The sequence below is a fragment of the Streptomyces sp. NPDC058469 genome, assembly GCF_042721125.1.
Taxonomy (GTDB): domain Bacteria; phylum Actinomycetota; class Actinomycetes; order Streptomycetales; family Streptomycetaceae; genus Streptomyces.
Map to the genome: position 1 here is coordinate 1 of NZ_JBHXME010000172.1, position 23,390 is coordinate 23,390.

At 69.3% G+C, this 23,390-nt stretch carries 15 protein-coding genes and 1 pseudogene; 6 read left to right on the forward strand and 10 right to left on the reverse strand.

The annotated features are described in order from the left end of the window. Positions 1-116: 116 nt before the first annotated feature. Positions 117-2,781, reverse strand: a pseudogene (locus ACFWP5_RS43740) (cellulose binding domain-containing protein). Between the two features lie 244 nt (positions 2,782-3,025). Continuing rightward, positions 3,026-5,944 carry a glycoside hydrolase family 48 protein gene (locus ACFWP5_RS43745; protein ID WP_384170306.1) on the reverse strand — a complete coding sequence of 973 codons (2,919 nt, stop codon included), beginning with the start codon at positions 5,942-5,944 and terminating at the stop codon, positions 3,026-3,028. 277 nt (positions 5,945-6,221) lie between these two features. Between ACFWP5_RS43745 and ACFWP5_RS43750 the strand changes: the two genes are divergently transcribed. Continuing rightward, complete coding sequence (locus ACFWP5_RS43750; RefSeq protein WP_384170308.1) at positions 6,222-7,703, forward strand: cellulase family glycosylhydrolase; 1,482 nt, start codon at positions 6,222-6,224, stop codon at positions 7,701-7,703. A gap of 76 nt (positions 7,704-7,779) precedes the next feature. Continuing rightward, positions 7,780-9,492 (forward strand): glycoside hydrolase family 6 protein, encoded by a 1,713-nt coding sequence (locus tag ACFWP5_RS43755; protein WP_384170310.1) that lies wholly within the window; start codon positions 7,780-7,782, stop codon positions 9,490-9,492. 91 nt (positions 9,493-9,583) lie between these two features. On the opposite strand, the gene ACFWP5_RS43760 is transcribed toward ACFWP5_RS43755, so the two are convergent. Beyond that, positions 9,584-10,360: a phytanoyl-CoA dioxygenase family protein gene (locus ACFWP5_RS43760; RefSeq protein ID WP_384170312.1), complete on the reverse strand. Its 777-nt coding sequence runs from the start codon at positions 10,358-10,360 to the stop codon at positions 9,584-9,586. Between the two features lie 136 nt (positions 10,361-10,496). Between ACFWP5_RS43760 and ACFWP5_RS43765 the strand changes: the two genes are divergently transcribed. Together ACFWP5_RS43765 and ACFWP5_RS43770 are read left to right on the forward strand one after the other, a co-directional pair. Then, on the forward strand, positions 10,497-11,423 hold the full coding sequence (locus ACFWP5_RS43765) for a class I SAM-dependent methyltransferase (protein ID WP_384170314.1): 927 nt from the start codon (positions 10,497-10,499) through the stop codon (positions 11,421-11,423). Between the two features lie 101 nt (positions 11,424-11,524). Then, positions 11,525-12,229, forward strand: a complete 705-nt coding sequence (locus ACFWP5_RS43770; RefSeq protein WP_384170316.1) for an SDR family oxidoreductase — start codon at positions 11,525-11,527, stop codon at positions 12,227-12,229. 56 nt (positions 12,230-12,285) lie between these two features. Here the strand turns inward: ACFWP5_RS43770 and ACFWP5_RS43775 are convergent, their stop codons facing one another. The 4 genes from ACFWP5_RS43775 to ACFWP5_RS43790 form a co-directional block, all read right to left on the reverse strand. Continuing rightward, entirely contained in the window at positions 12,286-12,978 is a 693-nt protein-coding gene (locus ACFWP5_RS43775; protein ID WP_384170318.1) for a glycoside hydrolase family 75 protein, read from the reverse strand. Between the two features lie 172 nt (positions 12,979-13,150). Further along, positions 13,151-13,987 carry an aldo/keto reductase gene (locus ACFWP5_RS43780; protein ID WP_384170320.1) on the reverse strand — a complete coding sequence of 279 codons (837 nt, stop codon included), beginning with the start codon at positions 13,985-13,987 and terminating at the stop codon, positions 13,151-13,153. Positions 13,988-14,101: 114 nt separating this feature from the next. Next, positions 14,102-15,928 carry an AMP-dependent synthetase/ligase gene (locus tag ACFWP5_RS43785; protein ID WP_384170322.1) on the reverse strand — a complete coding sequence of 609 codons (1,827 nt, stop codon included), beginning with the start codon at positions 15,926-15,928 and terminating at the stop codon, positions 14,102-14,104. 241 nt (positions 15,929-16,169) lie between these two features. Further along, positions 16,170-17,693 (reverse strand): MFS transporter, encoded by a 1,524-nt coding sequence (locus ACFWP5_RS43790; RefSeq protein ID WP_384170324.1) that lies wholly within the window; start codon positions 17,691-17,693, stop codon positions 16,170-16,172. A 112-nt stretch (positions 17,694-17,805) separates the two neighbouring features. On the opposite strand from ACFWP5_RS43790, the gene ACFWP5_RS43795 reads away from it, so the two are divergent. Continuing rightward, positions 17,806-18,783: an Lrp/AsnC family transcriptional regulator gene (locus ACFWP5_RS43795; RefSeq protein WP_384170334.1), complete on the forward strand. Its 978-nt coding sequence runs from the start codon at positions 17,806-17,808 to the stop codon at positions 18,781-18,783. 102 nt (positions 18,784-18,885) lie between these two features. Here the strand turns inward: ACFWP5_RS43795 and ACFWP5_RS43800 are convergent, their stop codons facing one another. After that, the gene (locus ACFWP5_RS43800) at positions 18,886-19,755 is read right to left on the reverse strand and encodes a LysR substrate-binding domain-containing protein (protein WP_384170326.1); all 870 of its coding nucleotides are present in this window, start codon (positions 19,753-19,755) and stop codon (positions 18,886-18,888) included. Positions 19,756-19,930: 175 nt separating this feature from the next. Between ACFWP5_RS43800 and ACFWP5_RS43805 the strand changes: the two genes are divergently transcribed. Next, a complete protein-coding gene (locus ACFWP5_RS43805) occupies positions 19,931-20,947 on the forward strand; it encodes a bile acid:sodium symporter family protein (RefSeq protein ID WP_384170328.1) in 1,017 nt (338 codons plus the stop codon). Here ACFWP5_RS43805 and ACFWP5_RS43810 read toward each other — a convergent pair. Further along, positions 20,880-22,118: a DUF4185 domain-containing protein gene (locus ACFWP5_RS43810; RefSeq protein WP_384170330.1), complete on the reverse strand. Its 1,239-nt coding sequence runs from the start codon at positions 22,116-22,118 to the stop codon at positions 20,880-20,882. The two genes, ACFWP5_RS43805 and ACFWP5_RS43810, sit on opposite strands and share 68 nt — an antisense overlap. Positions 22,119-22,128: 10 nt before the next feature. After that, a partial coding sequence (locus ACFWP5_RS43815) for a LamG-like jellyroll fold domain-containing protein (RefSeq protein WP_384170332.1) occupies positions 22,129-23,390 on the reverse strand: 1,262 nt, incomplete at its 5' end.

Consider the following 23,390-nt stretch of genomic DNA (forward strand, 5'->3'; position numbering starts at 1 on the left):
TTTTTATTTATCTTTCTTTAATATGGGTCACGTCTTGATCACCCACCGGGTGTCGTTTTTTTACAGCGGGTTTATTGGGGGCCTCGGGCCCGGGTGCGCGCAGCCGCCCTCTCCGCTCAGGCGACCGCGCAGCTTTGATCGCCCACCTTGAAGGCGCCCGGTTTCGTGTTAGCCCCCGACCAGCTCCCCGTGAAGCCGAGGCCCACCGACGAACCCGCCGCCACCGTCCCGTTCCAGCTCACGTTCTTCGCCGTCACCGCGGCGCCCGACTGGGTGTAGTCGGCGTTCCACAGCTGCCCGATCTGCTGCCCGTCGGCGAAGGACCAGCCAAGTGACCAGCCACTCCAGGCGGTTGAGCCGGTGTTCGTCAGCTGCACGTCGGCCTGGAAGCCACCCGTCCACTGGTTCGTGATCTTGTACGTCACCGTGCAGGCGCCCGTCGGCGTCGGATCGGTACCGCCGCCGCCCCCGCTCCCTCCGTCGCCGGCGTCGGAGGAGTCGCCGTAGACGACCCCGCGCCCGTTCGTCGACACATACACCCGGCCGTACACCCTGGGGTCACCGCTGATCGCCGCACCCGTCCAACCCCATTGATGCGCATCGTCGTTGATCCGCGTCCAGGTCGCGCCCTTGTCGGTCGAGCGGAAGATACCGCGCACTCCGCCGATCTTCGCGCTGGTGTAGAGGGTCTGGTACGAGGCGCCGGTCGCCGCCTTGCCGAAGCCGACGGTGTCGGCCTGGTCGACGTTCGCGAACTTGGTGAAGGTGGCGCCGCCGTCCGTGGAGTGCCACAGCCCGTACGCCCCGTCGCTCGCCCCGCCCGCCAGCCAGACGTCCCCCTTCGTGCCGGGCAGCGCCTTGAAGCGCACGCTGTCACCGCTGGGCAGGCCGGTCGCCACCGACGCGGTGAAGGTCGCCCCACCGTCCGAACTGACGTAGAACGTGCCCGACTTGAAGCCGTAGAAGGTCTTCACTTCCGCCCGGTCCGACTCGACGGTCGCGCCCGCCGGGATACCGCTGGACGCCGACCACGACGAGCCGAAGCCCGTCGTGTACTGCACGCCCGCACCCGCCGGACTCCACACGAACCGGCTGCCGTCGGCCGCCGCAGCCACGGTCCCGCCGCCACTCACGCCCGAAGGGTCGGTCCCCGCGAACCAGTTGGCGCCGTTGTCCGTCGAGAACGCGATGTGCGGCCCGGAATCCACATTGCCGACCCGCACCACCGTGTTGGGGTTGGTCTCCGCGAAGTCCAGACTCGTGGACGTCGTGAAGGACGGCGAAGTGAACATCATCGACGGGACCTTGGTCAGATCCGTGTGCCGGAAACCGCCGATGTCGCCCAGCGCGCTGAGGAGTTGGGCCCCGCCGGACGGGGGAGCGGAGGTCGTTGACGGCCGTCTCCTCCAGCCCCTGCACCATCGGCTTCACGGTGAACTGGCCGCCGCTGTCCCAGTTCGTCAGGTTCTCCGTGCCGTAGAGCGTCGCACCCGTCCCGTACATCATGCGGTTCGAGTTGAACGGGTCGATCTCCAGCGACTCGGTCATCCAGCCGAGTTTCGGGGCCTGTTCGGGCGGCGAGGGGTTCGCGCCGAAGGTCAGCCAGGGTGAGGACGACACGTCCATGGTGTAGCGGTTCGCACGGTTGGGATACGACGTGTAGTCCCAGGCCTTCGTCCAGGTGCCGCCGCTGTCCGTGGAGCGGAAGATCTGGGTGTCCGGCCACCAGGAGCTGTACGCCGTCGCCATCACGGCCCCGGGATGCTGCCGGTCGACGGTGAGCCCGCTGAAGCCGTAGTAGGCGTCGGCCTCCGCGACCGGGCTGATGTCCGTCCACGTGCCGGTCGCGGTCGCGTACCGCCACACCTGTCCCTTGCCGCCGTCGTACGGGCCGCCCTTGTCGCTGTATGCGATGTACAGATATCCGTTGACCGCATCCAGTACACCCTTGTGGGCCAGATAACCCGTGGGCTGCCCGGCCACCCGGCTCCAGGTCGCGCCCGCGTCCGTCGACCGGTACACGGCGTTGGCCTGGTCGGCGACGCCGACGTAGATCGTCTTGGTCGCGTTGCCGGCCGTGCCCGTCGACTCGTCGAAGGTGACCCACACGATGCCCTGGTTGTCGTTGGCGTAGCCGCTCGTGTCGGTCGGATCCTGCACGTAGTTCCCGACGTTGGGGAAGTTCGTCACCTGCGACCAGGTGACCCCGGAGTCAGTGGACCGCCACAACCCTTTCCCGCTCGGCGCACCGAGATAGAGCACGCTGTCCTTGTTGGGATCGACGGCCAACCGCTCACCCATACCGCGCCCCGGCATGTTCCCGCCGAGCTTGAACGGCAGGTCGGACTTCTGCCAACTCCCGCCCCGGTCACCCGACCTGAGGACGGCCCCGTTCGTCGGATCCCAACTGTTCGTGTACGTACCGACAGCCGCGTACACCTTGTCCGGATCAATCGAGTCGGACGCGAGACTCACCACCCCGGTGTGCCCCCACTCGTCCCACCCGACCGAGTCCAGCAACGGAGTCCAGGTCTTGGTCGACTCCTGCCAGCGATATGCCCCGCCGATGTCGGTACGGGCGTAGGCGAGATTCTTCTCGCTCCGGTTGAAGACAATGCCGGGCACGAAACCGCCCCCGTCGATGCGGGCGTTGTGCCATGTGTAGGTGTCGGCCGCGAGCGCTACTTTCGACGCGCTGGGCACGGCGAGGGCGGACGGACTGCCCACCAACAGACCGGCGGCGAGGGCCAGTACGGCGGTGAGAATTCGGGTTCTTCGCACGGGGAGGTCCTCTCATGAAGAGGGGTTCAAGACACGAGCGCCGGGCGACCCCCAGTGCGGGTGGGGGCCGCCCGGCCGGTAGGCCTCGCCGTCAGGTGACGAGACCGCGCACGCGGAACTTCGGGCACTCTCCGAGAAGCGGAAGGTCCAACGCCCTCGCTTTTAGGGGCGCGGGGAACTGCGCGACCAGCCACAACGGACCCGCAGCCCAAAATCCGCCCAACCCGCGGAGCGCCCCGCGGGGCTATTCAAGAAGCTCCGCGTACGACCCCATGGCCAAGGCGACATCCGCCTGAGCCCAGAACCGGTGATACGTGAAGACAGGCGCAGCCCCACCCGCCAGATAACTCTGGATCTTCGACCAAGCCGGATCGTTCTTGTAGAAGGACCGCAACGAGGCGAACGTAGAAGCGGAGTTGACCGCGTCCCCGTTCGGCATCGTCCCGCTCCACCCACTCGGCACATACACACTGTCGTCGAACCGGTTGTAGTCCGCGCGCGTCTCCGGGACGGCGACACCCAGGCTGTCCTGGTAGTTGCCCCACATCCCGTCGAGCAGCGCCTTCGCCGTCGTCTTCGCCGTCGCGTTGCCGGACTTCGCGGCGTAGTACGTCAGGGTCTTGGCATACGCGGCGGCCACACCCACATCGTTGGTGTAGTCCGCGACGGCGACATGAAGTCCCGTATTGGCACCGGGACTTGACGCGTTCCACGTATCCGGTTGCCCCGACCACTGCAACGTCGAGGGAATCAGATACGTGCCGTCAGGATTGATCGTGGTCTTGGACAGCGCCCACGCCACCCACTTGTCGAGGACCGCTTTCGCACTCGCGTTCCCCGTCTGCTGGTAGTACTCGGCGACCCGCTCCATCGACCACGCCTGGAAGCCGAACCACTGGTTGGACGGCGGGTCGTGGTAGACGGGCTGCTGGTCGTAGTACATGCCGTAGAACGTCGACGTCCCGGCCGGCGGGCTCGCGTACCGCCCCTGCCAACTGTTCGTCGCCCCACCGGCGATGGCACCTTCACTCGACTGCAGCCAGCGATAGAACTCCAACTGCCGCGACAGCGAGGTGCCCCAATCCGCCGCTCCCGTAGTGGACTTGGGCTTCAAGTCCGCGTACGAGCTCAACGCATAAGCGGCCAACGGGTTTTGATAACCCCCGTGCACATGGCTCGACCCGATACGCCAGGCCCAGCCCGCGCTGGTGTCATTGGCACCGCCCCACGCGTAGTACCAGGACAGCAGGTAGTCCGAGGCGTCCTTGCCGGTACCGGCCGGGCACGTGGACGGTCCGACGCAGTTGCCGATTTTCTTGAAGTACTTGTCGTACATGGCGTAGCGCAGATAGTCGCCCATCTTGGCCGCCTTGCCGACGGTCGTGGAGACGTCACTGCCCTTGCCCTGCTCCTTGGCCCACACGTCGGCCCAGTACGCGGCCTGCACGGCCCGCGCGTCGGCGTCGGGAGCGTCGGTGTACTTCCACTGCTTGGCGTACGAGGAGTCACCGGTGAAGAGGTCCAAGTACCCGTTCGTACCGCCGTACTTGAAGGCGTCACAGGTCGGCTGCGGCACCGTCTCCCACACGGACTCCTGCGGTCCGCGCTGGAAGGTGTTGATGTACGACGGCCCGCTCGCCGTCGGCCCCGCCTCGCACCCGCCGCCCGGCGTGTCGCCGTAGCCGTAGGTGTTGTCGACGTCCTCCAGCCAGTGCATACCGTAGACATCGTCCGTACCGTATGCGGTCTTCAGTTCACCGGCGATCGGATCCGGTCCCACCGGCACCGAGGTGTCGAGCTTCGCCGGATACTCGTTCGGGGTGTCCTGCTCTGGTGCGTACGTGGCCGGTTTCGAGGCGTTGTAGAAGGAGTTGGTCGGCTGGTCGGCGTGGGTGGGGATCATGTACTTCTCCATGAGATCCCAGGCGCCGTTGAACTTGGACCAGTCGCCCGTCACCTTGCCGTACATCGCCTGCAGCCACAGCAGATAGCTGTACGCCTCCGACGTGGTCTCGTGCCCCTGGTCCGGCGCCTCCACGATCAGGGTCTCCACCGAGTGGTAGGGGATGCCCTGGGGTGAGAAGTAGCCGTTCGCCGGGTTGGTGATCTTCCCGTAGAGATCGAGGAAGCGGGCGTCGTACGCGTTCGCCGCCGCCAGCTCCGTCACCGTGACCGTCGCCTTGGTGAAGCCCGTCGCCGCCGACTCGAAGGACGCCGAACCGGTGCCGGACGCGTCGGCCGTGAGGGTCACCGTCTGCGCGGTGTTCCAGTTCGCCGGCGTGAAGGTGAGCGACGCGCCGCCGGTGACCGACAACCCCGTGTTGCCGCTCGCGCGGGCCGTCGTGACCGTCACGTTCGACGACGGCTGCGTGGACAGCGACACCGCGTAGGTGCCCGACTTGCCCTGCTGGACGCCCAGTTGGGCCGGCGTGGCCACCACGGTGGGTCCCGAGGCGACCGTGATGCCGACCGGTGTGGACTCCCCGGACGCGCCCAGGCTGTCGTAGGCCTTCGCCACCAGCGAATGACTGCCCACGGACAATCCAGAGGCCGAAAGAGAGTACGGCGAGCTCGTGTCCGTGCCGAGCAGCGTGGTGTCGTCGTAGAACTCCACCTTGCTGATCGTCGCGTTGTCGGCCGCCGCCGCGGTCGCCGCGAGCGGGACCGCGGCCCCCTGTGTGTAGATCGCGCCCGCGCTCGGGCTGGTCAGCACGGTGATCGGCGGCTGGTGCGCGCCGGCGCAGGTGGTGCCGTTGACCGCGAACGAGGCGGGCGCGGTGTTGGTGCCGCTGTAGCCGAACTGCGCGCCGGTCGAGACGGCCGCGCCCGCGGCGATCGTCCCGTTGTACGACGCGTTCGTCACCGTGACCGCGGTGCCGGACTGGGACCAGGTGCCGTTCCAGCCGTTGCTGAGCTTCTGGTTGCCCGCGTAGGCGTACGTGAGGGTCCAGCCGTTGATCGCGTCCGTGCCCCGGTTGGTGAGGGTCAGATCCGCGGTGAAGCCGGAGCCCCAGTCGTTCGTCTTGTAGTCCACGCTGCACTGAACTGTCGCCGCCTGAGCGGGGGTTGTACCGGTCGCCAGCATCGAGACCGGAAGCGCGAGGGCCGCCACGACAGCGGTCCACAGTCGCCGCGTCACGCGGCGTCTCCTTCTGGGGTGCATGTGCTGGTTCCTCCTTGCGGCTCGGAGAAGTGGGGGCGGAGCAGCAACAAGCCTTGAACCAGTGGGAGCGCTCCCATCGTGAGGACGGGGGTGAGAGCCGTCAAGGTGCTTACGGAGTCGAAATGATTCGACGGACGTGGGTTGGGGGAAAGTCAGCGAAAGTCTGTGACTCCCCTGTCCTTTGCCGTCACTTGGCGCTACCTTCCTGGACACCAGTGGGAGCGATTCCGTCAGTCGACGCGTCCGTGTGACGTGCCCGAGCTGCAAGGAGTCGCTCATGCGACACCCCCCGCGTTCAGTACTTTTAGCCTTCGCCGGCGCGACCGCCCTCCTCGGGGCCATGGTCGTACCGGTCGTCACGGCGTCCGGCGCCACCCCCGCGTGCACGGTGGAGTACTCGGTCACCAGCCAGTGGGACACCGGCTTCCAGGGCGCAGTGCAGATCACCAACAACATGGCACCGGTGAGCAGTTGGAGCCTCAGCTTCGACTTCGCCGGCGGCCAGAAGGTCACCCAGGGCTGGAACGCCAAGTGGTCCCAGTCCGGTACGACGGTCACCGCGGCCAACGAGAGCTGGAACGGCGCGCTCGGCACCGGCGCGAGCATCAGCGCCGGGTTCCTCGCCAACTGGTCGGGGAGCAACGCCGTACCGTCCGCGTTCAAGCTCAACGGGACGACCTGCAACGTCGATTCGGAGCCGACACCACCGACCTCGCCGCCTCCGACCTCACCACCGCCGAGCGGTACAGCGCCCGCACTGCACGTCTCCGGGAACAAGCTCGTGGACGCCGACGGCAGCAACCGCCGTCTGCTCGGCGTCAATCGGTCCGGCGGCGAGTTCATGTGCGTGCAGGGCTACGGCATCTGGGACGGCCCGGCGGACGACGCGGCCATCGCGGCGATCGCCGACTGGAAGGCGAACGTGGTCCGCATTCCGCTCAACGAGGAGTGCTGGCTGGGCCTTTCCAACATCAAGCCCGAGTACGCGGGCGCCAACTACATCGCCGCCGTCAAGGACCTGGTGGCGAAGGTCGAGGCGCACGGCATGACACCGATCGTCGAACTGCACTGGACCTACGGCCAGTACACCGGCAACTCGGCGGGCTGCTCCGACGTGCACGCCACCTGCCAGAAACCGATGCCGGACGCGCAGTACACACCGTCGTTCTGGTCCTCGGTCGCCAGCACCTTCAAGGGTGACCAGGCCGTCGCGTTCGACCTGTTCAACGAGCCGTATCCGGACCGCGCGACCTCCACGACCACCCAGGCGTGGGAGTGCTGGCGGGACGGCGGCACCTGCCCCGGCATCGGGTACGAGGTCGCCGGTATGCAGGATCTCGTCGACGCCGTACGGTCCACCGGCGCCACGAACGTGATCATGGCCGGCGGGCTCGCGTACTCGAACGACCTGAGCCAGTGGCTGGCCTACAAGCCCAGCGATCCGACCGGCAATCTCGTCGCCGCGTACCACGTGTACAACTTCAACACCTGCGCGACCGAGAGCTGCTGGAACTCCACGCTCGCCCCCGTCGCGGCCCAAGTGCCGCTGGTGGCAGGGGAGATCGGCGAGAACACCTGCTCGCACGCCTTCGTCGACCAGGTCATGAAGTGGTTCGACGACCGCGGGCTCTCGTATCTCGGCTGGACCTGGAACACCTGGGACTGTTCCGCGGGTCCGTCACTGATCTCCGACTACGACGGTACGCCCACCGCGTACGGCATCGGGCTGCGTGACCATCTGCGCGCCCTCAACGGATAGGCGCCCGCACACCACAGCACCCGCAACCGACAGCACCCGCAACCAACTTCCTTCACAGACAAGGAAACCCGCACTCATGAGCCGTACGAGAACAGCGTTGCTCGCTGCCTTGGTGCTCGTCGCCGGGGCCTCGGGGACGGCGGTGGCCGCCACCCCCTCGGCGGACGCCGGCATCGCCGCGATCCCCTGCAGCGTCGACTACAAGGTGCAGAACCAGTGGGCCAGCGGCTTCACCGCCGCCGTCACGATCACCAACAACGGGGCTGCGAAGTCCAGTTGGGCCGCGAAGTGGTCGTACGCCGGCAATCAGCAGATCACCAGCGGCTGGAACGCGAAGATCAGCCAGAGCGGGACCGCCGTCACGGCGGCCAACGAGACCTACAACGGGAGCCTGGGGACCGGGAGTTCGGTCAGCTTCGGCTTCAACGCCTCCTACAGCGGCAGCAACGCGCTCCCGACCACCTTCACCCTCGACGGCGTGACCTGCAACGTCGACGACGGCAGTGGCGGGGGAGGGGGCGGTGGCACCGATCCCAGCGGGCGGGTCGACAACCCGTACGCGGGCGCCAAGGTGTACGTGAACCCGGAGTGGTCCGCCAAGGCCGCCGCCGAGACCGGCGGCAGCCGCGTCTCCAGCCAGCCCACCGGCGTCTGGCTCGACCGCATCGCCGCCATCAACGGCGTCAGCGGCGGGATGGGCCTGCGCGCCCACCTCGACGCGGCGCTCGCCCAGAAGGGCACCGGCGAAGAGGTCGTCCAACTCGTCGTCTACGACCTCCCCGGGCGCGACTGCGCGGCCCTGGCCTCCAACGGTGAACTCGGCCCGACCGAAATCGGCCGCTACGAGAGCGAGTTCATCGACCCGATCGCCGCGATCCTCGCCGACAGCAAGTACGCCTCGCTGCGGATCGTCACCACGATCGAGATCGACTCGCTGCCCAACCTCGTGACCAACACCGGCAGCAAGGCCACCGCCACCCCGCAGTGCGACACGATGCTCGCCAACGGCAACTATGTGAAGGGCGTCGGATACGCGCTCAACAAGCTCGGCGCGATCCCCAACGTCTACAACTACATCGACGCCGGACACCACGGCTGGCTCGGCTGGGACGACAACTTCGCCCCCTCCGCGAACCTCTTCCACCAGGCCGCGAACGCCGAGGGCGCGACCGTGAACGACGTGGCCGGCTTCATCACCAACACCGCCAACTACAGCGCCCTGAAGGAGAACAACTTCACCATCAACGACAGCGTCAACGGCGTCTCCGTGCGCCAGTCCAAGTGGGTCGACTACAACCGCTACGTGGACGAGCTGTCGTATGCCCAGGCATTCCGCAGTGAGTTGGTGTCCGTGGGCTTCAACTCCGGTATCGGCATGCTGATCGACACCTCCAGGAACGGCTGGGGCGGTTCGGCCCGGCCCACCGGTCCGGGTGCGACGACCAGCGTGGACACATACGTCGACGGCGGACGCTACGACCGCCGCATCCACGTCGGCAACTGGTGCAACCAGTCCGGTGCCGGCCTCGGTGAGCGGCCGCAGGCCGCCCCCGCCACCGGGATCGACGCGTACGTGTGGATAAAGCCGCCGGGTGAGTCGGACGGGTCCAGCACGGCCATCGCGAACGACGAGGGCAAGGGCTTCGACCGGATGTGCGACCCGACGTACACGGGCAACGCCCGCAACGGCAACAACATGTCGGGCGCGCTGCCCAACGCCCCGCTGTCCGGGCACTGGTTCTCGGCGCAGTTCCAGCAGCTGATGGCCAACGCGTATCCGCCCCTGTAGATCGCATACCGGATTCGGATACTGAAATCGCCTACCGCATCACATATGGCATACAGCCGAACAGTGCGCACCGATGCGGTCGCCGTCGGGGTCAGCCCTCCCGGGACAGACCCCGGCGGATCGCGAACTCCACCGCCGAATAGTCGCCGTCGGACCGCTCCAGCTCGTAGGGCACCGCCGGAAGCAGCGGCGGCTGCCCCATGAAGCGGGGGCGGTCGCCGTGGTGGGGCTGGGCCGCGTGGACCAGGAAGGGGTGGCAGAGGTAGACGTCACCGGGCTTGCCGGTGGCGTACGCGAGGGGGCGCCCGGCGGATGCCTCGGCCACCTTCGGGCCGAGCGTCAGTGAGGAGGCGCCCTTCTCGCCGTACGGTTCGAGGACGCGCGGGACGTCGAGGTGGGAGCCGACCCGGATACGCGTCGGCGCGTTCTCCTCGGTGACCTCGGTGTAGAGCATCAGCATCAGCAGTGCCCGGCCGCGCGAGGCCAGATTCGCGTACGGCCACGCGTTCTCCGCGCCCTCCGCCGCATAGCTGCCCTCGATGTGCCAGCCGGCGTCGTCCGGCTCCTTCGCGTGCGGGAAGCGCAGCGGAAAACTGCCCACCGAGTACCGGGACTGCCACCGGCCGGCGCCCACCAGCAGGTCGAACGCCTCATGCAGGACAGGGGAGTTGACCGAGGCGGCGAACGGCCCCTGGGCCATGTCGCTCACCCACACCACGGGGTCCTTCCAGGTGCCGGGGTCCTCCGCGTCGTAGCCCGTCTCCCGCCACAGCAGCCGAGCGCAGTGCTCGGCGACCCGCGGCGGGAAGGCCCCCTCGATCTTCACGAACCCGTCTTCGAGGAAGCGTTCCACCATCACGTCGTCCATACGGGCATGCTCGGTGACCGGCGGCCCCGGCGCATCCGGTTTTTCGCCGCTCCTTTTTGCCGCTTCGGCAAGGGAACTGGCCGCCGAACGGTGCGTCGGCGCAGGCTGACGGCACGAGGACGAAAGGCTGACCATCATGGCGCACGAGCACAAGCACGACCACGGACGTGATCACGACCACGGGCAGGACCAGAAGCCCGGCCGGGATCGCCACGACCACACCGCCCTCGACTGGGCCGTCATGGGCCCGCTGCTGGAGTCCCAGGCGGAGCTGTTCGCGCCGCTGTACGAGCGGGCCATGGCGTGGCTCGCGAAGGAGCAGACCGATCCCGGGCTGATCGTCGACGTGGGCAGTGGGCCCGGTGTGGTCGCGTGTCTGTTCGCGGAGACGTTCCCGGGCGCCCGGGTCGACGCGGTGGACGGTTCCGAACCGCTCCTGGAGCGGGCCCGCGCCCGCGCCGACCGGCAGGGCTTCGGCGACCGCTTCGGCACGCTCACCGGTGAACTTCCCGAGGTCCTCGCGGAGTTGGAGTACCCGGCCGACCTCCTGTGGGCCAGCCGCAGCCTGCACCACCTCGGCGACCAGCGCGCCGGTCTCGCCGCGTTCGCCGCCCGGCTCGCCCCCGGCGGCACCCTCGCCATCATGGAGGGCGGCCTGCCCTCCCGCTTCCTGCCCCGCGACTTCGGCATCGGCCGCCCGGGCGTGGAGGCGCGGATCGACGCCATCGAGGCGGAGTGGTTCGCGCAGATGCGCGCCGACCTCCCCGGCGCCGTCACCGAGACCGAGGACTGGCCCGCCCTCCTGGCCTCGGCCGGCCTGAAGCACACCGGCAGCCGCAGCTTCCTCCTCGACCTGCCCGCCCCGGCCCCGGACCGCGTCCGCGCCTACGCCGCGTCCTGGCTGACCCGCGTCCGTGACACCTACGGCGAGGCTCTCGACGCCGACGACCGGGCCGCCCTCGACCGGCTCGTCGACCCGCAGGACCCGGCGGGTGTGCACCGGCGCGCCGATGTGTTCGTGCTCGCCGCGCACACCGTGCACACCGCGGTGCGGGCCGGCTGAGACGGCCGGTGATCTCGACGGCTTGACTTCGAGAGTGCTCAAGGTGATGAACTGCCCCTCCGACTGCGCGGAGTTCACCGACCCACGGGGGGACCACCACCATGAACGACAACTCTCACGTCGCGCTCATAACCGGCGGCGGCAGTGGCATCGGGGCCGCCGTCGCCCGTCAACTCCTCGGCGCCGGGGGCCGGGTGGCCGTCACCGGCCGCGGTGAGCAGCGGCTGCACGACTTCGCCGCCCGACTGGGTAACCCCGAGGGCCTGTTGACGATCCCCGGCAGCGCCGCCGAGTACGACCAGGTGCAGGCCGCCGTCGAGACGACCCTCAAACAGTTCGGGCGGCTCGACGCGGTCGTCGCCAACGCCGGGGTCGCCACGCACGACGCGGTCGCCGACGGCGACCCGGCCGGGTGGACCGAGATGGTGCTGACCAACGTCCTCGGTCCCGCCCTGCTCATCCGGGCGTCCGTCGACGCGCTGAAGCAGACACACGGCCGGATCGTGCTGATCGGCAGCGTCGCCGGGTTCGTGCACACCCCCGGCAACATCTACGGCGCCACCAAGTGGGCGATGACCGGCCTCGCCGAGAACACCCGGCGCCAGGTCACGGAGTTCGGCATCGGGGTGACGCTGGTCGCCCCGGGCCGGGTGGAGACCCCGTTCTGGGACGGCAACGGCAGCCTGCCGCCCGGCAATCTCCTCACCGCCGACCAGATCGCCGACACGATCCTCTGGTCGATCCGCCAGCCCGCCGGCGTCGACATCAACACCGTCGTCGTACGACCGATCGGGCAGCCCAACTGACAAGCATGTGGGGCCCGTTGCCGCTTTCGCCGGCGGCAACGGGCCCCATCCGTACGTCAGTTGCTCTGCAGGAACTGCTTCGCCAGCTGGTCGCCCAGCGAGACCGCCGCGCTGTGGCTCTCGATGGGGGAGACCGTCGAGTTCTTGAACAGGATGTACGTCACGCCGGAGTCGGCGCCGCCGGTCGCCGGGTCGGGGTCGATGCCGAGGGCGCTCGCGGTGGCGTACGAGGCCTCGCCGATGATGTTGGTGGGGCCGGTGTCGCCGACGACCGCGTACTCGACCTTGTTGTTGTAGATCACGGCGACCACACCGCCGCCCTTGATGCCGTAGCTGGAGTACTTCCAGATGCTGCTGGAGCTGGGCACCACGATGTACGGCAGTGAATCCGCCTTCAGAGGCTGGCCGTTGGACTGGTGGAACGCCGTGTCGTCCTGGTACCAGGGGTCGGCGTTCTCGTTGCATTTCGAGGTGCGCTGGCCGTCGCAGTCGATGTCCATGTCGGCCTTCCAGAACACGGCGCCGTTCTTGCCGCAGACCGGGATGGTGGCCGAAGTCTCGTCGTCGGTGCGGTACTTGCCGCTCGATATCTGCGAGCAGGACGTCACCTTGGAGAGCAGGTCGGCCGCGCTGACCGAGCCCTCCTGAGCCGACTTGGGGGTGGCGCCGGAGGCACTCGCGGGGAGTACTCCGGCGGCGAGCAGGGCGGCACCTGAGGCCGCGGCGAGGGTCAGTGTTCGCATGCGCACTGTGGGGGACCCTTCTGTTAGGAAAGTTTCCTTACCGGGTGCGCAACAAGGTGGACCCGTCGGCATGCTCGCGTCAAGACCCTGGTACGAACCAAGTGGGCCACCCAAGGAAAGACGATGCGCCCCGGAGCCAGAAGGCTCCGGGGCGCATCAGGGTGCTGCGGGGTCGGGTTCAGGCCGCGTTGAACGTCGACGGGTCGGGACCCAGTCGCCGGTCCTCGTTCAGCGCGCTGATCGCCGCGAGGTCCTCGGTGTCCAGGCTGAAGTCGAAGACCTCGATGTTCTCCTTGATCCGCGACGGCGTCACGGACTTGGGGATCACCACGTTGCCGAGCTGGATGTGCCAGCGCAGGACGACCTGGGCCGGGGTGCGGCCGTGCTTCTGGGCGATGGCGACGATCGCCGGGACCTCCAGGAGGCCCTTGCCCGAGCCGAGCGGCGACCAGGCCTCGGTCGCGATGCCCTGCTCCGCGTGGTACTCACGCCCCGCGCGCTGCTGGAACTGCGGGTGCAGCTCGATCTGGTCGACCGCCGGGATGACCGAGGTCTCCGCGATCAGCCGGGCCAGGTGGTCGGGTTCGAAGTTCGAGACGCCGATGGCGCGAACCCGGCCGTCCGCGTACAGCTTCTCGAACGCCTTGTAGCTGTCGAGGTACTTGTCCCGGGCCGGGGTCGGCCAGTGGATCAGATAGAGATCCAGGTACTCCAGGCCGAGCTTCGCCAGCGACACGTCGAAGGCGCGCAGCGTGGCGTCGTACCCCTGGTCGCTGTTCCAGAGCTTGGTGGTGACGAAGAGGTCCTCGCGCGGGACGCCGGACCCTGCGATGCCCTTTCCGGTGCCCTCTTCGTTGCCGTAGATCGCCGCTGTGTCGATGCTGCGGTACCCGGTCTCAAGCGCCGTGGCCACCGCCCGCTCCGCCTCGTCGTCCGGCACCTGCCAGACGCCGAAGCCCAGCTGGGGCATCTCGACACCGTTGTTGAGGATGATCGGGGGGACCTTGCTGCTCACGAGCTCTCGATCCTTCTGTCGTCGGGTGGTACGCCTATCGTCAACGATCACGGGCCATGCCGCATTCCTGACCGCGGCATCCGGCCTGCTCCACCTCCGGACCGATGACCTCGGTCAGGCCCGGTACAGCGCCTCGACCTCGTTGGAGTACGTGTTCTCGATGGCCTTGCGCTTCAGTTTCAGGGACGGGGTCAGCAGACCGTGTTCCTCGGTGAACGGCTGGGCCAGTATCCGGAAGGTGCGGATCGACTCGGCCTGCGAGACCAGGGTGTTGGCCGCGACCACCGCGCGCCGCACCTCGGTCTCCAGGTCGCCGTCCCGCACCAGCTGGGCCGGGGACATCCGCGGCTTGCCGCGCATGGTGAGCCAGTGCTCGACGGCCTCGTGGTCGAGGGTGACCAGGGCGGCGATGTAGGGGCGGTCGTTGCCGACGACGATGCACTGCGAGACCAGCGGATGGTCCCGCACCCGCTCCTCAAGGAGTCCGGGCGCGACGCTCTTGCCGCCGGAGGTCACCAGGATCTCCTTCTTGCGCCCGGTGATGGTGAGATAGCCGTCCTCGTCGAGGGAGCCCAGGTCACCGGTGGCGAGCCAGCCGTCGTGCAGGGTCTCGTCGGTGGCTTTCTTGTTGTTGAGGTAGCCCTGGAAGACGTTGGGGCCGTTCAGCCAGATCTCGCCGTCGTCCGCGATGTGCACGGTGACACCCGGGATGGCCTGGCCGACCGTGCCGTAGCGGGTGCGCTCGGGTGGGTTGGCGGTCGCGGCGGCCGTCGACTCGGTGAGGCCGTAGCCCTCGTAGATCTGCACGCCCGCGCCCGCGAAGAACAGTCCGAGGCGCCGGTCCATGGCCGACCCGCCGGACATGGCGTTGCGGATACGGCCGCCCATCGCGGCCCGCACCTTGGAGTAGACGAGTTTGTCGAAGAGCTGGTGCTGCATGCGCAGGCCCGCCGAGGGGCCGGGGCCGATGCCCCAGGCCTTCTCCTCGATCGCGTCCGCGTACTTCACGGCGACCTCGACGGCCTTCTCGAACGGTCCGGCCTTGCCGTCCTTCTCGGCCTTGCGGCGGGCCGCGTTGAAGACCTTCTCGAAGATGTACGGCACGGCGAGGATGAACGTCGGCCTGAAGGCGACCAGGTCGGGCAGCAGGGCGGCGGCGTTGAGCTGCGGCTGGTGGCCGAAGCGGACTCCGCCGCGGATCGCCGCGACCTGCACCATCCGCCCGAAGACGTGCGCCAGCGGCAGGAACAGCAGGGTCGCCACCTCGTCGCCCTTCTTCGAGTGGAAGACGGACTCCCAGCGGTCGATGACCGTGTCCGCCTCGTACGCGAAGTTGCCGTGCGAGATGACACAGCCCTTGGGTCTGCCCGTGGTGCCCGAGGTGTAGATGATCGTCGCGGTCGAGTCCGGGGTGACGGCCTGCCGGTGCCGGTGCACCACCTCGTCCTCGATGTGCGCGCCGGCGTCGTACAACGCCTGCACGGCGCCCGTGTCGAGCTGCCACAGCTGGTGCAGCGCGGGGAGGCGGTCGATGACGGTGGCGATGGTCATCGCGTGGTCCTCGTGCTCGACCATCGCCGCCGAGACCTGCGCGTCGTGCAGCATCCAGAAGCACTGCTCGGCCGACGACGTGGGGTAGACCGGCACCACCTGGGCGCCGATCGTCCACAGCGCGAAGTCGAACAGCGTCCACTCGTAGCGGGTGCGGGACATGATCGCGACCCGGTCGCCGAAGCGGATGCCCTGCGCGAGCAGCCCCTTGGCGAGGGCGAGGACCTCGTCGCGGAACTCGGCGGCGGTCACGTCCCGCCACTCGTCCTGCTCGTCCTTGCGGCCGAGGGAGACATGGAGGGGGTCGTCCTGGGCACGCTCGAACACGACGTCGGCCAGACCGCCCACCGGCGGTGCCAACGCCAACGGAGGGTTGTTGTACTCGCGCAAACCCCGCTCCCCGCTCCTGTTGGCACTCCCCTACAGCGCCGTGAAAGCTACCCCACCGGGCGGAAGGGCGGGAGGGGGTGGGAAATCGAGGGGCCCCCAGGTCTGCACTGGTCAGCGGCGGAAAATGCCCTCACAAGGGGAAGGGTCGGACAGAAATCCTTACGGTTCCGTAGGTTTCGGGCCCGTAATCTCCACTGAATCTGTACGACCCGATTACCCCTGGCGTCCCGGTCGTCCGACGTCACCCGTGCGACGCCGTCTCCTCCCCGGTCAGCGTCCGCGCGGCGGATTCCGTCACTCCCGCCGCCGCTTGCGCCGTCCCGCCGGTCCGCTCCGTGCGACCCGCCCTGACCAGGGCGAGCACCAGCGCGCCCGCCGCCGTCCCGACGAAGCCGGCCGTCACGAGCGCCGAGTCGAGCCCCGACGCGAACGCGGCCCGCAGCGCGTGCTCGGAGAACGTCCCGCGCAGTGCCCCGGCCCCGCCGCCCGCCAGCGTGTGCGCCGCGTCGTGCGAGAGCGTGTCCCGCATCCGCGAGGTGAGTACGGTCCCCGACACGGCGACGCCGAGTGCATACCCCAACTGTCGTACGGTATTCACGGCGCCGCCCGCCATGCCCGCGCGCTCGGCCGGCACCGCCGCGAGGGCCGCCCCCGCGATCCCCGGCGCCACCAGCCCCGTACCGACACCCACCAGGACGAGCCCCGGCACCAGCGTCGTCCAGTCCGAACCGGCGCCCAGGACGGCCTGGCAGAAGCAGCCCGTACCGATCAGCAGCAGCCCGCCGCCGATGGTCAGCCGCGCCGGCACCCCGTGCAGCAGCTTCCCGGCGAGGACCGACACCACGACCGCCGCCCCCGTCAGCGGCAGCAGCGTCAGCCCGCCGCGCACCGGACTCATCCCCAGCACCGTCTGCAGCCAGATCGACAGATACGGCATCCCGCCGAACGCCACCCCGTTGAAGGCGAGCGCCCCCGCCATCACGCCCACGAAGGCGGGCTTGCGCAGCAGCGACAGATCCAGCAGCGGATGCGCCACCCGCCGTTCCACCAGCACGAAGCAGACCAGCGCGAGGGCCGCGACCGCGAACGATCCGAGCGTCACCCACGCACCCCAGCCGTCCTCCCCGGCCCGCACCACCGCATACGTCACCCCGCCCGCGAACCCCGCGAACGCGACCGTGCCGAGCCAGTCGATACGCATCCCGCGCGGCCCCCTCGACTCCGGCACCACCCGCAGCGTCAGCCACACCGCGGCCACGCTCACCGGCAGGTTCACGAAGAAGATCCACCGCCAGCCCGGCCCCTCGGTGAGCACCCCGCCCAGCACCGGCCCGACCGCGGCGGCTCCACCGCTGACGGCGCCCCACACCCCGAGCGCCACCGACCTCTGGCGCCCCTGGTAGACCGAGCCGAGCAACGGCAACGTCGTGGCGAGCATCGCCGCAGCCCCCACACCCTGCACGGCCCGCGCCGCCACGAGCGCACCCGGCCCACCCGCGAGCCCGCACAACAACGACGCCACCGCGAACAGCACCACCCCCACCACGTGCACCCGCCGACGCCCCAGGATGTCGGCGGCGGCCCCAACTCCCAGGAGCAGCGCGGCCAACGCCAGCGCGTACCCGTCGACCACCCACTGCAGATCACTCAACGACGCGTGCAACGACCGCGCCATGTCCGGCAACGCGACGACCACGATCGTCACATCCAGCAACAACATGAACGTGCCCAGGCACACCGCCGTGAGCGGCCCCCATGTACGCATGTCCTTCAACTCCCCTGTCCGGGATGTGCAGTTCTCCGTACGATGGGCTCCACCCGGACGATCAACGCCGTGTTGGACACCTCACCGCCGGAATCCGACAGGAGCAGGCATGATGGAGATGGAATCCGACACCCTCGACCGGCTCGACCTGCAACTGCTGACCGCCCTGGAGCTCAACGGCCGGGCCTCCTTCAGCCGCCTCGGCGCGGTCCTCGGCGCCTCCGACCAGACCGTCGCCCGCCGCTACCGCAGACTCACCGCCGAGGCCGGCCTCCGGGTCGTCGCGATCCGCGACGCCGAACGCCTCGGCCAGGACCAGTGGATGCTCCGCCTGCGCTGCGCCCCCGACAACGCGCTCAACATCGCCGACGCCCTCGCCAAACGCCCCGACACCGCCTGGATCGGCCTCGCCTCGGGCGGCACCGAGATCGTCTGCCTGACCCGCCCGCGCAGCCCCGGCGACTACGACGACCTCCTGCTCGGCAAACTCCCGCGCACCCCCAGCGTCCTGGACATCCGCGCCCACCAGATGCTCCACCGCTTCTACGGCGGCCCGACGGGCTGGCTGCGCCGCTTCAAGGTGCTCGCGGACGACCAGATCGCCGCGCTGCTCCCCGAGCCCGCGCCCGCACCGGACTCCGCCCGCATCGACCCGGAGGACGAGGCCCTGATCGCCGTCCTCGAACGCGACGGCCGCGCCACCTACCCCGAACTCCAGCGCGCCACCGGCCGCTCCGAGTCCGCCGTCAAACGCCGGCTCGCCTCACTGATCGGCTCCGGGGCGGTGTACATCGACATCGAGTACGACTCGGAGGTGTTCGGGTACGCGCGTTCGGCGGTCCTCTGGATCACGGCGAGCCCTGCGGCGCTGCACTCGGTCGGCGCGTCCCTCGCCACACACGACGAGATCGCGTACGCGTCCGCCACGGCCGGCACGTCCAACATCGTCGTGACGGCAGTCGTGAAGGACACGGCGGGGCTGTACGACTACCTCAGTGGGCCGCTGGGGCAGCTGGACGGGGTGAGGCACGTGGAAGCGAGCCCGTTCCTGCGCAGAGTGAAACAGCTGACGTATCGCACCCTCCGCTGAACAGCTCCGGGTCCGGTAACCCCCTAGGGGCGCGGGGAACTGCGCGACCAGCCACGACGGCGCGGCAGCCAAAAGCGGACATCACGCAGCCCATTCGTCCGCTCATCCACTCCGCCGATGCAACCGATCCCCGCCCGCCAGAATCGCCCCCGCCAACGCATCAGCCGCCCCCTGCGCAGAAACCCGCCGCCGCCCATGCACCAGCACGAAGTCGACCTCCCCCAACTCCGGCAACCCCGCCCGCTCCGGCATCCGCACCAACCCCGGCGGCACCAGCCCCCGTGAGTGGGCCATCACCCCCAGCCCCGCCCGGGCCGCGGCGATGAGCCCGTTGAGACTCCCGCTCGTGCACGCGATGCGCCACGCCCGCCCCTGCCGTTCCAGCGCCTCCAACGCGAGCGCTCGCGTGATGCCCGGCGGCGGATAGACGATCAACGGCACAGGGCGATCCGCGTCCAGGCGGAGCCGTTCCGCGCCGATCCACACCAGCTTGTCGTGCCAGACCAGTTCGCCCCGCGGATCCTCGGCGCGGCGCTTCGCCAGCACCAAGTCCAGCTTGCCCGCCACGAGTTGCTCGTGCAGCGTGCCGGACAGCTCCACCGTCAGTTCGAGGTCGACCTCGGGATGGTCGTAGCGGAAGCCCTCCAGGATTTCGGGGAGCCGGGTGAGGACGAAGTCCTCGGAGGCGCCGAAACGGAGGCGGCCGCGCAGCCGCGTGCCGGTGAAGAACGCCGACGCCTGCTCCTGCACCTCCAGGATGCGGCGGGCGAAGCCGAGCATCGCCTCGCCGTCCTCGGTCAGCTCGACGGAGTGCGTGTCCCGGGTGAACAGCTGCCGTCCCGTCGCGTCCTCCAGGCGCCGCACGTGCTGGCTCACCGTGGACTGGCGCAGTCCGAGCCGGCGGGCGGCCTGCGTGAAGCTCAGGGTCTGGGACACCGCGAGGAAGGTACGCAGGTGGGAGAGGTCGTACATGCACCACACCGTAACCGCTTATCGTGAAACGTGATGGCAGTCAGAGCGGTATGACGGATTCCCGATCAAGAGTCCGGAGAGGAGGATGGGGAGGGCACGAGTCCGTGCCGGACGGTGGACCGGACGTACAGCGAGACAGTGGAGCACAGTGAAACGCCTGCGATGGCCGAGTTGGATGCCGATCGACCCCTACATCCTGCTGCTGCTCGGGACGGTGGGCCTCGCCGCACTCCTCCCCGCGAGAGGCATGGGCGCCGACGTCGCCTCGGGCGCCTCCACGGCCGCGATCGCCTTCCTCTTCTTCCTCTACGGCGCCCGGCTGTCGACCCGTGAGGCACTGGACGGGCTCAAGCACTGGCGACTGCACACCACCGTCCTGGCCTGCACCTTCGTCGTCTTCCCGCTGCTGGGCCTGGCCGCCCGCGGTCTCGTCCCGGTGATCCTGACCCACCCCCTCTACCAAGGGCTGCTGTTCCTCACCCTGGTCCCGTCGACCGTCCAGTCGTCGATCGCGTTCACCTCGATCGCGCGCGGGAACGTGCCCGCCGCGATCTGCGCGGGCTCCTTCTCCTCACTCGCCGGCATCGTCATCACCCCGCTGCTCGCGGCGGCGTTGCTCGGCGGCAACGGCGGTGGTTTCTCCGCCGATTCACTCGTCAAGATCGTGCTGCAACTCCTTGTGCCGTTCCTGGCAGGGCAGTTGCTGCGGCGATGGGTCGGCGGCTTCATCACCCGGCACAAGAGGATCCTCGGCTACGTCGACCGCGGCTCGATCCTCCTCGTCGTCTACACCGCGTTCAGCGAGGGCATGGTCCAGGGCATCTGGCACCAGGTCAGCGCGGTCCGCCTCGCCGGGCTGCTCGCGGTCGAGGCCGTCGTGCTCGCCGTGATGCTCACCCTGACCTGGTTCGGCGGCAAGGCGCTGCGCTTCGACCGGGAGGACCGGATCGCCATCCAGTTCGCGGGCTCGAAGAAGTCCCTCGCCTCCGGACTGCCCATGGCCAGCGTCCTGTTCGGCGCCCACGCCTCGCTGGCCGTGCTGCCGCTGATGCTCTTCCACCAGATGCAGTTGATGGTGTGCGCGGTCATCGCCAAGCGCCGCGCCCGCGATCCACTGCCCGAGGTCACCGGGACGGCGGCCCCAACCGCAGTGTCACGAACCGCGGTCGGTACAGGGACACGTTCCGGCTGAGGTTCAGGGCGGCCGAAGTGGCGGTCGCGTCCAGCCAGTTGACGTCGTAGCTGAGGACGATCCGGCCGTCGTCGCCCAACTCCGTGTGTACCTGCGGGTTGTACGCGGCCACCTGGCCCTGCGGCAGCGGCGGGCTGAAACTCCTGGCCGGTCCGTGCCACGGTCCGGTGGGCGAACAGGCCCAGTACGAGGTGACGGTGGTGAGCCCCCGGCTGCCCGCGGCCATCGTGAACAGGACGTACGTCCCACCGTCCCGCACCACGGAGAACGCGCTGCCCACACCCGTGTGCCGACCATCTCCGAGCACCGGCCGCGGCCCGGCGCGAGCCGTCCACGCGGAGCCGTCCCAGTACTGCCACGCACCCGGCTCCCCGAGCCGCCCCTCCGGGGCCCGTGCCACATACGCCGAGGAGGTCGGCCGGGCCGCGGCCTGGGCGTCGTTCCCGCCGAAGACGTACGTCCAGCCGCCCGCCGCGACCGACGTCGTCCCGAACTGCACCCGCCGGGACGGGTCTTGGACGAGCTGCTGGTCGAAGACCTTCACGATCGACTCCACCCGCAGATCCGGCAGCGACAGCGTGGCCACCTCGGTCGCGGTCGGCACACCGTAGATCCACGGGTACTGTCCGGCCGTGCGCGTCCACAGCAGCACCCGTACGACCGACTCGGCCGAGCCGGGGGAGCGGGGCTCGACGCGGGCCGCCACCGGCCAACGCCACTCGTTCGGGGCGGGATCGGGGAACAGCGGGGCGGGGAGCGTGAGTTGGGGGCGCCCGTCGCGCATCACCACCGCCGAGTTGCGCACCAGCGGCGCGCTGGTGTCCCGCCAGGCGTACGACTCGCCGACCGGGTTGGGCGGGGCGTACACCTGACCGAGGTAGGTGTCGGAGAACAGCCACAGCACCCGGCCGTCCGGCAGCCGCACCGAGTGGGTGCCGTCGCCGCCGGTCCAGTCGTCGGCACGGGTCTTGTCGTCGCCGTACGCGGCAAAGGAGTTGGTGAGCTTCGCGTCCGGCGACCAGGAGTGGACCGTACGCGCCGAGCACGCGCCGCCGCCCTCCCGGTCGTGATGCTTCGGGAGGGCGGTGAGCAGCACGGCCGCGAGAACCAGGGTCAGCAGCAGGCCGACCCCGGCTCCCCTCCGCTGTCGTGCTCGTAGGTCGTCGGGCACGCCCGGGACGTTAGTGGCTGCCGCTCACATGGTCCATGGGCAGCCACAGGACGGTCCCGGCGGTGGACGGATGCTGCGCGGCCAGCTCGTCGTCCGTCAACACCCGGTCCCAGACGTGGACTTCGTCGATGGACCCGGTGAAGTACTGCATGCTGTCCATGCGCTGGCCGATGTGCACACCGAACGGCGAGTTGCGGCTGACCGAGCCCACGATGTCGGCCGTGCTCACCGTCGTACCGTCGACGGACAGGGTCAACTGCCCACCGCCGCGCCGTAGTACGGCTCGGTGCCACTGGCCGTCGTTGTAGGCGCCGGCGGTGACCACGGAGGTGGTGTGGACGGTCGTCGCGCCGACCCGGGTGGTGATCAGCGCCCGGACGTGGTTGCCCGCGGGTTCGCCGCGCAGCCAGACCTGCGGCTCGGTGGTGCCGACCCCGCCCATCCACAGGAACGGCTGATAACCCGTCGTCGCGGTGTAGCGGAACCAGAGGGACACCGTGAAGTCCTCTGTCCCCAGCGGGAGTCGGTCGCTGTACGGCAGGCGCACGGCGTCGTCCACACCGTCGAAGGACAGGGCGCCCCCGGACACGCCGTCCGTCTCCTGGGCGTCGCCGAGCACCGCCGCGCGTCTGGCGTCCGGGGCGAGGTCGGCGGTCGTCGGGTCCGGGCCCCGACGCGGTCGCAGCCAGGCCTCGTCGAAGCGGGCGAAGCGGATCTCGTCGGTCGCGGTCACGGCGCCGCCCTCGTAGAGCAGGCCCACCGTGTCGCCGTCGACGCGCGCCATGTCGGAGTAGCCCGACCAGTCCGTCGTCACGACCGTGCCGCGGTCCACGCTGTCCCAGGTCCGGCCGCCGTCGTAGGAGGAGCGGATCATCATCGTGCGGCGGCGGTCGGGGTCGGCGTCGCAGGCCAGCAGGATGCGGGAGCCGATACCGAGGGTGGAGCACTGGACCTGTGGGGCGTAGAGGTCGGGCAGGTCGCGGAAGGGCGCGGTGAAGCTGTCGCCGCCGTCGCGGCTGACCGCCTGGGTGCGGTGCCCGAGGTCGGTGCCGTCCTGTTCGCGGCCGCTCACCAGGATCGAACCGTCGGTGCGCTCGGTCAGCGCCACCTCGGACGGCTTCTGCCGCCACGTCCCGTCGGCCGCGATCGGATACGAGTCGGTGGCGCCGATCTTCCAGTGGTCGCCGCCGTCGTCGCTCACGATCAGCGCCGCGTTGTTCGCGGTGACCCTCCCCCAGCCTCCGGCCGGGGGGACCCCCATCTCGCTTCGCT